The sequence below is a fragment of the Pedobacter sp. BAL39 genome, assembly GCF_000170795.1.
Taxonomy (GTDB): domain Bacteria; phylum Bacteroidota; class Bacteroidia; order Sphingobacteriales; family Sphingobacteriaceae; genus Pedobacter.
Window position 1 is genome coordinate 363,936 of the sequence record NZ_ABCM01000003.1, and the last position, 13,579, is coordinate 377,514.

At 45.5% G+C, this 13,579-nt stretch carries 7 protein-coding genes; 1 reads left to right on the plus strand and 6 read right to left on the minus strand.

What is annotated here, in order from left to right:
* Positions 1-8: 8 nt before the first annotated feature.
* From PBAL39_RS06140 to PBAL39_RS24555, 4 genes are all read right to left on the minus strand, one after another.
* Positions 9-3,545, minus strand: a complete 3,537-nt coding sequence (locus PBAL39_RS06140; protein ID WP_232282904.1) for a SusC/RagA family TonB-linked outer membrane protein — start codon at positions 3,543-3,545, stop codon at positions 9-11.
* A gap of 379 nt (positions 3,546-3,924) precedes the next feature.
* Complete coding sequence (locus PBAL39_RS06145; RefSeq protein WP_008239423.1) at positions 3,925-5,106, minus strand: FecR family protein; 1,182 nt, start codon at positions 5,104-5,106, stop codon at positions 3,925-3,927.
* Positions 5,107-5,201: 95 nt separating this feature from the next.
* Positions 5,202-5,810, minus strand: coding sequence for an RNA polymerase sigma factor (locus PBAL39_RS06150; protein ID WP_008239424.1), 609 nt, complete (start codon positions 5,808-5,810; stop codon positions 5,202-5,204).
* Between the two features lie 107 nt (positions 5,811-5,917).
* Positions 5,918-6,466 (minus strand): hypothetical protein, encoded by a 549-nt coding sequence (locus PBAL39_RS24555; RefSeq protein WP_008239427.1) that lies wholly within the window; start codon positions 6,464-6,466, stop codon positions 5,918-5,920.
* Between the two features lie 193 nt (positions 6,467-6,659).
* Here PBAL39_RS24555 and PBAL39_RS06160 point away from each other — a divergent pair, with 193 nt between their 5' ends.
* Entirely contained in the window at positions 6,660-9,101 is a 2,442-nt protein-coding gene (locus PBAL39_RS06160; protein ID WP_008239429.1) for a PAS domain S-box protein, read from the plus strand.
* Here the strand turns inward: PBAL39_RS06160 and PBAL39_RS06165 are convergent.
* Positions 9,098-10,891 carry a mechanosensitive ion channel family protein gene (locus PBAL39_RS06165; RefSeq protein WP_008239431.1) on the minus strand — a complete coding sequence of 598 codons (1,794 nt, stop codon included), beginning with the start codon at positions 10,889-10,891 and terminating at the stop codon, positions 9,098-9,100. The two genes, PBAL39_RS06160 and PBAL39_RS06165, sit on opposite strands and share 4 nt — an antisense overlap.
* A gap of 181 nt (positions 10,892-11,072) precedes the next feature.
* Complete coding sequence (locus PBAL39_RS06170; RefSeq protein WP_083801712.1) at positions 11,073-13,553, minus strand: mechanosensitive ion channel family protein; 2,481 nt, start codon at positions 13,551-13,553, stop codon at positions 11,073-11,075.
* Positions 13,554-13,579: the final 26 nt, after the last annotated feature.

Genomic DNA, 13,579 nt, shown 5'->3' on the forward strand with positions numbered 1-13,579 from the left:
CGTACAGTTTAAAAGGTGGTAAAAAGACCTATGGTGTATGTGGGGGTCAGATACGATTTCTGATAACCTCCGGTAGCCATGCTAAAGTTGTATTTGTTCATGCCTACGGTAAGCAGGTTCGAGGCCTGGGCCTTGAGTTCAAAATGACTAAAGCCAGCCTTTTTGATGAAGTTGCTTTTGTCGAAGCTGTATGAAACGGTCAGGTCAGCAAGAGTGATGTAATCCCCGTTTACCACGTAGCTATCCGCATAGTTATAGGCGTTGTTAGAGTTTGCACTGAAGTACGCTGGTAGCGACATGACATCGGTAATGTTCTCGTCTCCTCTTGTTTTCCAATAATTACCTGATCCCTCCAATGGTCTGGGAGATGCAGGATTAGCGCGCGGAACCCTGACTTTAAATCCACCATAATAATTGATCATGCAGAAGATGTAGAAGTTGCCGATATCTACCCGGTTACTCAAGCCTGCGTTGATGGTAGGGATGGATGAACCGGAATAATGACTAACACCAGAGGTATCGCTGGCCATCAGTTTTTGGGTAGGATTTCCTGATCTGTTGTCATTGGTGTGATATAGGTTGCCTGCAGCATCTTTGATCAGGGAATATCCCGCGGAATCCAATCCTGCATAACGATAAGAGAACATTGCACCTACCGGGTAATTCTTCACATATCCCAGTGCATTCAGCACCTCAGGTGCAAAACTTCCTCTCTGAAGAACGTCCAGTACTTTACTGGTGTTACGTGCAACAACGATACCTGTATTCCAGTTCACTTTACTGGTCGCAATCCAATCGGCACGCAAGGCAAATTCAATCCCATTGTTTTTGATGGTGGCTTTGTTGATCAGGGTAGGGCTGACGCCAATTGTAGGATCAATCATGGAATTGCCCAGCAGGTCGTCACTCTTCTTCTGATAATAATCTATACTTCCGCTGATGTTTTTGAAGATCTGATAATCAAGACCGGTGTTGAAATTTTTCGTTTGTTCCCAACGTAGACTGCTGTTGGCATAAGACACCAACCTAAGTGCTTGACTGGTAGGGGCGGTGTTGTTATTGAGTACTGCACGTGCAATGACCTCTGGAAGGGATAACTTGGCCACATTTCCATTAAATCCATAAGCCATACGAAGCTTAAGCTGTTTGATCCAGTCGGCATTCTCCATAAAGTCCTCCTTATGAATGTTCCATGCAGCGCCTGCAGACCATAGCGGTTTGTATTTGTATTTTGGATTGGTACCGAAAAGATTAGACTGGTCTATGCGGATACTGCCCGTAAGCGAATAGGTGTTCTTATAAGAGTAAACAACGTTACCATAGCCAGACAAAAAGCGATCTTCTACATACTGCTGATTAAAAAGCGATTCGTATGCATTCTGTCCCTGAAAAGGAGCACCCAGTAAAAACGCACCTCTGATGGCTGCGGTGTTGATGGCAGCATAGTCTACTGGTTGCTGCAATAAGGTCTCATCGTTATACCCAAAGTAAGAAGCAGTATTGCTTTTCTCAATCAGATTCCTTACCTCGGCACCTATAATCCCGTTGATGGAATGGTCTCCGGCAATCTGTTTGTTGTAATTCAATTGTGCACGGGCAGTATAACTTGATGTGGAGGAGGCCGTCTGGCGGAGGAATCCACCTTTAGGAATGTAATATTTAAAAGTTCCGTCGGCATTCCTCACCACATAACTATTGATGTACTGTTTGGTTTCAGAAGATCTCTCAGAAGCATTGTGCTTGTAGTCGCTACGTGAAGTTTCATAAATCCCACCGAAGGTCATGTCAAAGCCACTACCAATATCATACTTAAAATTGGCGGTGATGCGGTTGTTGACGGCATGTGTTTTGTCGCTGATTTCATCCATATCAATCAGCGGGTGGTACGCATGATCTTCCAGCCCTTGCGACATGATGTAGCTGTTGTAGCCGGGGGCGATGCTGGAACCTATGATAGAAACTGGATTGCCATTGACATCTTCAAAACGTTCATATGGATAGACGTCGGTAATTCCCGGTACTGATGCACCATTGAAACGTTGTTCCTGGTAATCTGTGGTCAGCTCCAGGCCAAGGCGTTTTGTGAACCTGATGGTGCTGCGCGCAGAAAGAGAGAACCTGTTGTCATTTGATTTAACTTGCGGGTTGCGGTTGCCGGTGTAGTTTGCAGTAACGTAATACAGGGCATTGTCGTTACCTCCGGAAACGTTAAAGTTATAGGTGTTCGTGACAGAGTTCCGTAAAAACAACCTGCTGTAGTCATCGATGTTGTCATAGCTGGAATACTCTGCAAATGCCGCCGCTGCCTGATCGGCACTGATGATGTTGGCAGCTTGTTTTGCGAGGATGTAATACACCGGTGAGCGTCGTACTCCGCCCTGAGTTCCATCTGTAGATAATAACCCCCATGTTCCGGAATTTACATTTGCAGCCTGTGTGGTTCTTTGATAGTCGGTTACAATAGCAGAGGCATTATCGGCCCACCTGTACCTGTTGAAATTTTCTTTTGGTGTGATGCCCGTAGTAGCCCTGAAATTAAAAATAGGTCTGCCAATTGAAGCTTGCTTTCTTTCAATAACGATGACTCCATTAGATGCCCGTACGCCATAAACGGTGGCCGCGGCGGCATCTTTCAGGATGGTGACGGACTTGATCTCATTGGGATCAATCATGTCCATTGTCAGCTCCGTGGGATAACCATCAATAACGATCAAGGGACTTTGGTTGGCCGACATGGTGGAAATTCCACGGATGTTGAACAGTGCCCTCGAGGAGGCTGCACCACCAGGAATGGTGCTGTTAAACATCACATTGTTGTTGATCATCAGTCCTGGCAACCTGTTTACCAATCCATCCAGGAAATTGGTGCTGATCCGTGCCTCGTATTCTTTGGTGCTGAGCTGAGAAACAGCACCGGTGCTCTGCTCGGGTTTGATGCGCTGATAACCGGTGTTTACGGTAACGCCAACTTCCTGCAGGTTGCCTACAGCATAATCCATACGGATGGTGCCCAGATCCCTTGAGGGAGCGAGTTCTTTGGTTTTGTAACCCGTGTATCTGATCAGGATGGTTGCCCTTTCTTCCACATTACCTAACGTGAAGGATCCGTCTTTAGCAGTTCTGACACCTTGTTGTTGTCCTTTGACAATTACAGTAGCGCCCGCCAGGGGACTACCGGTCAGTGAGTCTACCACTTTACCAGACACGTCAATGGCAAGGAGACGGGTAACGATATTCTCGAATAAGGTCCGCTGTTTTGCTTTTAAGGTGACGGTATTGTTGTTGATTTCGTAGGTGATGGGCTGATTCTCGAAAATCTGATCCAATACCTTTTCGAAAGCCACATCCCTGACCTTGATGTTTACAGACTTTGCTTTATCGAGGAGCGCTCCGGGCACCACAAAATTGCAGTTGCATTGCCTTTTGAGGTCCCTGATGATGTCTTCCAGTGAAGCGTTGGATTTGTTTAAACTGATTTTCTGTGCAAAGCCGGAAGCACTGACCTGCATGATGGCAGCTATTAAAATAACGGTGGTTAATCGCATTATCAGCCAGATTTTATGGATATAGCCTTTCGGCATACCCCGTTGTAGGTTTAGGTTTTTTAACACTTCATGTCGTTTGTGACAAGAACTTAGCGGCCAAATGAGAGACCTTCAATATTGCTTTAATGAGCAGTATTGTCTAAGTTTGTTTGTCTGGTTTATTGCATGTTGCCTTTGGTGTCCAAACTCTGGGCAGCTGCGGTTCAGTTGATGATTTATTGTCGAGGCCAGATCGACCATATTCCGACTCCAATCGGGATATGGTTACCTAAAACCTCTGGTTAGGTAGCCTTAGCTCTGCTGTCGTATATTTCTCCCCATATGGTTTTAATTATAGTTTATAAATTGACCCTGGCTGATGTTGCACAGCGCAAAGCCGTTAGTTGAATACATAAATCTTTCTTCCTTCAATTTTGAAGTGCACATTTCCCGTTGCCTCTAGTGGGATCAGCACCTTGGAAATGTTGTCGAAACGCGATACCGATCCCCAGAAGGTATCGGTAGGGATGTCCCCCTGATAAATCACCTCCACATTGTACCAGCGCGCTATCGTGCGCATAATTTCTTTGATGTCTAGTCGGTCAAAAATGAAGTTGTTGCTTTTCCAGGCTATGGCAAGGTCGGTGTCAACAGCACCCAGCTGAATGCTGCCGCCTGCATTCGAGGCCTGGTTACCCGGTGTCAGCAGTTTTGTCTGCCCGTATTCGGATACTTTCACACTACCTTCCAGCAAGGTCGTCCTGAAAACTTTCTCGTCGGGATAGGCATTCACATTAAAATGTGTGCCCAGAACCTCTACCTGCTGATCGCCGCTTTCTACAATGAAGGGATGTTCTTTATCCTTGGAAACTTCAAAATAAGCTTCTCCAGAAAGTCTGATCCTCCGTACTCCTTTATCCCTGAGGTTAGCCGTATAGGTCAGACTTGACGCAGCGTTTAGCCACACTTTAGTCTGGTCGGGAAGGGTTAAAATGAAAGTTTCACCTTTTGCGGTAGTTAAGGTGTTGACTTTGTCCTGGTCTCCGGTGGCCGACTGCAGCTGATAGACAATCTGGCCATCTGCAGTTTTAGAAATGGAAATACCTGATTCTTTGGCAATCTCTCCATTGGCGGCGTCGCTTAGCCTGATCTTCTCGCCATTCGCTAATGTCAGTGTAGCACCAAGTTTTCCTGGTGCGATGTCATTAGCAAGGAGGTGGCGGTAATCTGGAGTTGGTGTTTTCTGATTGTAGCTGAAGAAGTAAATACCCATAGCCATCAGCGCTACCATTGCAGCGATACCCGCAATGCGAGGCCATAGTTTGGTTTTACCATGTGGAAGTGACGTCATGGGCAACTCCAATGTCTGCTGTTTGATTTTTGCCAAGGTAAGCTCCCAGGCAGGGTTGTACTGTTCTTCTGGCTCTGTATCGTCGAGTTCAGTAGCTAAGAGCAGACTGATCTGGGTATCATGTTGATCTTCTTCAATGAGCTGAAACAGATGTGCTGTTTCCTCAGCAGAAGCTTCGCCATTGATGTACTTTGTAAATAATATTTGAATAGAAGGTGAGTCTGGTTGCATTTTCTTATCGTTGATGACGGCAGGAGATTAATCCTGGTATTTAATAGATAAGTACTATAAGAACATGAATAGGACTATTCATAAAATTAAAAAAGTTATAAACGTCTGCTGTCCAGTAGTATAATTATTAATCCGGTCAGTAGTCCGGAGCGTTTGTCGAGAAAATTACGCACGTGTTTCAGTGCATGTACCATCTGGTTTTTAACGGTATTCTTAGATATGTTCAACCGCTCTGCAATCTGCTGATGGCTTAGACCTTCGTTTCTTCTCAGCTCCCAGATGAGCCTGCGTTGATCGGGTAATTGCGCAACAGCCAGGTCGATCGCTTCCTTGCTTTCGCGCAGGATGATTTGTTCCTCCGTGTCGTTGCTGGATGTTTCGGCATGGTCGGTGATGCTTTTGAGTATCCTGGCGTCGTTGGCTACTTTCTTGAGGTACTTTAAAGCTTGCCTGTTTGCGATGCTGAAGAGATAGGAGGTAGGGTGCTGTACATTAACAAAGGTGCTCCTGTTGATCCATAACTGCACGAAAATATCCTGAATGAGCTCTTCTGTAAGTTCGGGCGTTTTGACCAGTTTTTGAACGTAAGGAAATAGCCGCTTGCTAAAATGGCGATAAATGACGTCAAACGCTTTTTCATCACCACCGGCAAGACTTGCAAAGAGCTCAGTCTCGTTGATCAGTTTATGAATTGTTCTCCCCATGTTGATTAATTACCGCTAGCTGGCCCAAATATATGGCGCATTTGTATCGAATGTACAAGATTTCTTTGGATTGGGAATTAAATGATGACGCTGGAAAGATCTTTTGCTTATTTAATGGTGTCAAATCCGAGTTCAATATCATCATAAGCTTTCTTTCTGAGTTGCTCATTCCCTTTATTCAGGCTATTCAATAACAATCGCTTTTTTTTAAGGTATTTTTTTACATGTTTACGATCGTGCTTTAACATCCAATGGAGATTGTAAATGAGGTCTGCATATTTTACGGTCTGGGCGGAAGCGCTGATTGCTGCAAGACGCGCCGACTCTCTTGCCTTTCGCTCTTTTTTACGCAGCTCAGGATAATTTGAGGGAGTATATACGTCAGTGAGCTCCACTACGCTTGTTGTAATCAGCCTCGCTTCCTGACCAGAATAGCCAAAGCTGAGCAACTGATCTAACAGCTCCGCACTACCGGTATTGGTATCCTCAAGCAGGTCATGGCAAAGGCCGATCTCGTAACCATATTCTTCGAAAGGAGCAGACATCCGGGCCACCGCAAGAAGGTGGTTAAAGTAGGGTTCGTTTGTCTTTTTGATGAGCTGATGCTGATGTTTCAAAGCTACCCATTTTGCTAACTGTACTGCTGCGCCTTTCATGTCATATTGTAAACAACAACTATGCCCTGGAAAAAGTTGTTTTAGGAAAGTACGTTATGAAATTGATTGAGACCTGTATTTAATCTGGTAATTTTAAAACCAAGACGTATTTTAGCATGTTAGTGAGCTGATTCTGGCTAGCAAGTCTTGTAAGGCTACCAGTGGCAGATGTTATCCAGTAAATTTAAACCAAATGATGAAAAAAGGGCCCTCTGTGGATACACTAAAAGCACTGGAATCGGCACCAAGTATGTTTCTCGTGCTCACACCGGATCTCTATATCCTCACTGCGAGCGATCTCTATCTCGAAGCGACAGAAAACACCAGGGAGCTGATTGTGGGCCGGCATATTTTTGATGCCTTTCCGAATAATCCGGAATTACCCGATGCGGATGGTGTCAGGAATATTAATGCTTCGCTTCAGGAAGTCATCAGGACAAAGAAAAAACATGTAATGAAGATCCAGCGCTATGATGTTCCCGACCTCAGTTGTCCAGGTAAGTTTATTCAGCGCTACTGGGATCCCAGTCATACTCCGATACTCGATGAAGATGGTGATATACAGTACATCATTCAGCTTGCCACAAATGTAACTGATCAGGTGCTGACCAGAAGAGCACTGGATGAAAGCAGAAGTGCTGAGCGTGAATACAAATTTGAAGTAAACTCCCTGAACCTGGAACTTGACCAGGTTCATCACGATTTGAAAGAACTGAATATCAGTTTGGAAAATAATGTTAAAATCAGAACGCAGGAGCTGGAGATCAGTGAACGTAAGTATCGCGATCTGATTGAACAAAGTCCCGTTGCAATGCAGGTATTTAGGAGTGAGGAGATGACTTTTGAGATTGTCAATGAATCGATGCTGAAGTTTCTGGGGAAAACTGCTGATATCATCGGAAAGCCCTTAGTGGTAGGGGTGCCCGAAATCAAGGGGCAGCCTATTGTAGATGTACTTTACGGCGTTTACCGGACGGGGGTGCCTTTGGAGCTTAGGGCAGAGGAGGTGTTTCTGGAAAAAGACGGGCAGCTGGAGGCTGGTTATTACGACGTGCTCTACCGTCCTCTTTATGATGGAACGGTAGTTACCGGAGTCCTTGGAATTGCTATTGATGTGACACCACAGATTAAGTTCAACCTGGCCATTCAGGAAAGCGAGACCAGGTTCCGCACCATGGCCGAAGGCTGTGGGATAATGATTTCCACGATTGACCTGAAGGGGAATTTGGACTATATGAATGGCGATTGGCTGCAGTTCACGGGGAAATCACTGGCAAACATGCAGGAATCAGGTTGGGAGGAGCTGATTCATCCGGAAGACTACGAAAAGGCAAATGGCATATACATCCACTCGCTCGAGAAACGTAAGCCCTTTGCTACTGAATTGAGGTTGTTGGATGCTGAAGGCCAGTATCGCTGGTTAAGACACCGGGGATCTCCCCGGTTTAATGCAGATGAGTCCTTTGAAGGATACATTTGCTCCAGTGTGGATTTTACAGAGGAGAAACAACGACTGCTGGAAATTGAATATATCAATAAAGCACTGATGACGGCCAATCAGCACATGGAGGAGGTCAATACCAGGTTGCGCGATAGTGAGGAAAACCTGCAGTCGGCCTTTAATGCCGGAGAACTTGGTAGTTGCAGCCTGAACCTGAAAACTGGAAAAGCGGAACTGTCAGCTCGTTACCGTAGTCTTTTCGGGCTTCCGCTGTCCGGGGAGCTTAGCTGGGAGATGGTGATCAGCGCCGTAGAACCCGAGTTTGTCGACGACGTTATCCTCGTGATGGAAAATGCGCGTAACTTCGGTCATCCAATAGAAAGCACCTATGCCATTCGCCATCTGGAGACGGGAGAGCGGCGGTGGATGAGGGTTGTGGGAAAGGTTCGTCCAGACGATGAAGGTAATTTTTCCGATATTTATGCAGTGGTTATGGATGTGACTGTGCAGAAGCAGGATGAGCATCGCAAAAATGATTTTATTGCCATGGTGAGCCATGAGCTCAAGACACCAATTACCTCTGTACAGGCCTATCTGCAGATTCTGGAAAGAAACGCCAGGGCGCAGGATAACGCCTTTGTAACCGGAATCCTTGAAAAGTCCGTCAGCCAGATTAAAAAAATGACGACGATGATCGATGGCTTTCTTAACGTTTCCAGACTTGAATCTGGTAAAATATTCATTGAACGTAAACCCTTTGACATGGCCGGACTGTTGAAAGAATCTGAAGAGGAATCTAAGACCATGTTCAGCAGCCACCACATTATTTATGCGCCGGTACTTCCAATGGTGATTGTTGCGGACAGAAATAAGATTGGCCAGGTGATCAACAACCTGATGAGTAATGCAGTAAAATATGCTGTGGCAGGGAGTTCAATATGGGTGAAATGTGAATACATTGGCGGGTATGTGCAGGTGAGTGTCAAAGATGAAGGAATGGGTATTGCGCAGGAGGAGATCAATAAGTTGTTTGACCGTTATTTTCGCTCCCGCTATGTGACAGAAGGAAACATCAGTGGCTTTGGCATTGGCCTGTACCTGAGCGCAGAGATCATTCAGCGCCATGGGGGTAAAATTTGGGCGGAAAGTGAGCTGGGGAAAGGCTCCACTTTTTATTTTACAATTCCACTTTAACGCTGCTCTTTTCCTCCATCCCTGACTACATGGTAACTTGGCGACATGATTTCAATGTTGGCTTGTTTAAACACGTCCTGGATGTTTTCCAGCAGGTTGCTGTAGATCAGCGCCTGTTTATTGGCTTCGTTAGTATAGGCGTTGATTTGATAAGAAATATAGTAATCATCCAGACTAATCTGTAATACGAAAGGTTGAGGTTCAGATAACACATGGGTTGTTTTTAAGGCGGCTTCGATGAGGAGCTGATACACTTGCTGCCAGGCAACATCGTACCCAACAGTAACGGTATAATGCACAATCAGACCCTGACGCTCATTTTTGGTATGACTGGAGTAGTTGATCGTAGAGCTGGACAGGATCATCGAATTAGGTACGGTGATGTCTTCATTTTTGATGGTCTTTATGCGGGTGACCAGCATGGTTTTTTCAATAACGTCGCCTACCACATCACCGATCTTGACCCTGTCGCCAACGCGGAAAGGCCTCATATAGGTAATCACCAATCCCGCTACGATGTTGGTAATCGCACTGGAAGAGCCCAGCGAGATCAGGATTCCCAGAAACACCGACACTCCCTGAAACGCTGGGGAACTGGAACCTGGTAAAAAAGGGAAGATCAGTACCAGCATGAAGGCATAGAGGATGAACCTCAGGATGTTGAAGGTGGGGATCGCCCAGTCCGCATGGAAGCCCCTCAGCTGGATGTTGCCTCTTTTGATTTCATAGAACAGGTACCTGACGCCTTTTAGGAGATATCTGAATATAAAGTAAATCACCACGACCTTAAAGAAATCCGGAAGGTAGTCGACCACGGCCTTGGCCGCTGATCTTAGCGGGCCTAAAATCCAGCTCAATAGCGTACCCGTCCAGGCTTCGGTTTCAGGAAAAAGACTGAAAAGCAACGGAAGGGAGAGGTAGATGATCAGGATGATGAACAGTATTTTTACGATGGTAGTTAATCGGAGTAGCGCAGATTCCAGGTGATCTGCGGTAATGATTTTGACCTTTTTCAATTTCATGCCCCTCAGGTAACTTTCTTTGTTGGCAGAGATGAATTGAGCAATCCGCCGGAAGAGCTTATTGACGACAGATACGACAATAATGAGCAATATGAAAATCAAGGCAACGAGTCCCAGGCGTTTCAGCAGACTGGTCAGGCTATGCGATTCACGTTCTTTTGCAATGCTTTTGTTGATGATGCCCAGGTATTCTTTGGCCAGCTGGGCATTGCTCTTTCCAAACCAGAGCCCGTCAAGACTGCCTACGCTGATGATCACATCAGCATTGTTGTAGATGATGTCAAAATTACCTTCATTCTCGGCAATTACCAGGGAGTCAGGTTTAAAAAAGGGATCTTTGTATAATTTTTCCACCTTGGCCGAGATGGCATTGGCGCGTTCCTGAGCATTGAAAGACCCTGTTCTGGTAAAGATGAAAAACAGGGTGTCCAGGTTGAGCTTTGCAGGATATCCAATAGTCGTCTTTTTCAGGGCATTCAGTTTTTTTAACTGCGCAATATTTCTGAGGGAGTCTGCCGCTGCAATTCCGCGTAACTGTGCCTCCAGTTCTTCCGTACGTTTGGCGTTTCCGGAAACAGTGGTCAACTCTCTTTTCAGCTGCACTTTAACCAGCGAGTCTATTCTTTTTTGCTGTTCATCCTTCAACAGTAAAGCCTCATTTATGGCGGAGCTGTCCGAGCTGGATGTGCCTTGCGTCTGCTGTGCAATACAGCTGAAACTAAAGAAAAATATAAACAGACTGAGGGGAAGTATTCGGGTATAAATCATAGAAGTATCGCGGACTAATCTTTTAAAGATACAAAATGTAAATTTTACATTTTATGATCACTTAACATTGAAATAATGATGGTGTCTTACTTTTGCTGCATAAATATTTGGTTAGTATTTATACGTTTAGGTTTAGTTGAAAAAAGAAGAGCTCGGGCTGGTTACCTGAGCTCTTTGCTTTTTAAGGCTTTTTTTCATCGGTTAAGCCCGGGCCTTGAATGTGTATATCGTGCTGTGGAAAAGGAATTTTGATGCCTTCTTTGCGGAACGTCGCGGTAATGGAGATGATAAGGTCGCTCTTAACGGCATTCGCTTCTCTGAAATCTTTCGCCCAGAAGAAAAGCCTGATGTCTATCGTGCTCGTACCAAACTGTTCATACTGTACAAATGGAGGAGACTTTTTTAGAATTCTCGGTTCTTCATTTAGGATATCCAGCAGTAGTTTTTTGACCATTTCCAGATCTGCATCATAATCGATTCCAATGGAGATCGATACACGTTTCCTATTGCCGCCCAGCGACCAGTTGACCAGATGTGAATTTAACAGATCGCCATTTGGCATCACTACATCTGCGCCATCCCAGGTGGTGATCACACTGCTGCGAAAACCGATAGACTTCATCGTTCCTGCCTGCCCGTCTACATCTACAATGTCACCTACATTCACCGGTTTTTCAAAGGCGATGATCAGTCCGCTTACCAGGTGGTTCACCATGGTTTGCAGACCAAAGCCGATACCCACTCCTAAGGCACCCAATACAATGGTGATTTTGTCGATCGGTATGCCTGCCGCCGCAATGGCCAGGAATAAGCCAATGCTCAGAATGGTAATCCTTACAAGTAGTAGCCAGCTGCCAATGCCTTGTCTGGTATTTTTCTCATCTTTATTGTGCACCAGATGGCCATCAGAAGCAAAAAATGAAACTACTTTGGAGACGATGACCGCAACCCCCATAATGACAAAGAACAACACCAGGCTGTTGATGCTAAAGGTATAACTGCCCAATGTACGCTCCGATTCAAAGAAGTTGCGAAAGGGCCCGGAGAGGTACTCAAAACCGGCAAAGTTACGTCCAAATAGAATGACCCATCCAACGACGAGCAATATGTAAAATGGAGCGGGTACTTTTTTTCCTACTTTATCAAAATTCAGGTAGAAAAGTTTTTTGTCCTGCCTCGTATAAACACTGAATGCCAGCAGCAGACCTTCATTGATGAGGCGGATGGTCCAGAGGAAAAGTATGGCAACGACAACATTCAGGTAACCGCTGATCAGGAGTGTCTTGGCCATGTTGTACCTGCCGAGACCATTTGCGATTATGGAGCCAAATTCGAGTACTGTCATGAAAGCTATGGAGATAAGGATCATCTTTTCTCTCAACTCCGCTCTATTGCCTCTCCATAAAATCATGATCCCACTCAGCATTCCCGCCAATGCAAGGGGGAGCATCATCCATCGTTCTGTTCTGGAGGCCTGAAGTATGAGGTTGTCGAAAGCGGTGACCAGGAAAAGGCATACCATCAGCAGCCATACCCGCATCCAGTATTTGCTGATGAACTTTCGGAACAACATGCTCAGGCAGATACAGGAGATCGTCCAGAAAAGTACATTGAGGATAAACGGCGGTGATAGGAAGATGAATTGAAAAATGTTAACGCTCAGCAGTATGCTGGAGAATATAGGGTAGCGCAGTACCAGCTGCCCCTCAAAATCTTTAACAAGGAGCTCATTTTCCTTGTAGATGTTTTTCAGCGAGCGTAGGTAAAGAAATGAGGAAAAGACAATTAATGCGAGGATCAGTAGCTTACCCACATTGTTTTCCAGGTAAAAGGCCAATGTGAGCCAGGCTTTCGCCCAGGCTTGTCCGAGGATCTCGCCAAAGGGGCGATAGCTGACGGCCGGATTCCATAGGTATTCAAACTCTCTTTTAAAGCTGTTGCTGGCAAGGTCTTTTTGATAGACTGCAATTTCTTCAAGGGCTGTCTGCAGTTTAAAGACCAGCATGTTTGTCTGGTTGAGCAGGGTCTGCGTCTTTATACTGGTCTGCTTCAGCATACTATCTACTGGATGAACGTCGTAATTCATCACACCGATCTGCTGTATGTATTTGATCAGCGAGACTGAATCTGCAGGGAACTGGAATAACGCAGGGACGCTCAGGAGGGAGTCCAGTTGATAACGGAAGGTGTGAAGTTGCTGCTGACGCTGGTCGAGCATTACCTTTCTTTCGAGCGCTTTGCTGAGCAGCTCTGCAGTGATCTTTGATGTCGCAGTCAGGTTCCTGAAGGTCTGGGCGGAACCCCTGTTGGTCAGTACACCATCACCGGCAATGACAAAATCCTTTTCAATCAACTTGATTCCACTTTCTATGCGGTTGGTATCTATGCTTGTGCGCAGGTAGCTCTTCGCTTTCTGCATGGCTTTTTTAAGCTCTTCAAACGTTCTGTTTTGTGCCATTGCTGCTTTATCTGCCGCAAAATCAGCCGCACTTTCCTTTGCAAATATTTTAGCTTTAGCCTGCATTTTTGCAACAAAGCTTTGTGCGATGCTGTCTGTCGTCGTGCTATCCTTTCTGACAGGAGCTTGCTGTGCCTGAATGGAAAGGGACGTTAAACAACAAAGTACGAGACATAAGCATTGACGTAGTAGTCTTTCAATCATAAGAGTTGCTTTTGGGGGAGCAGATA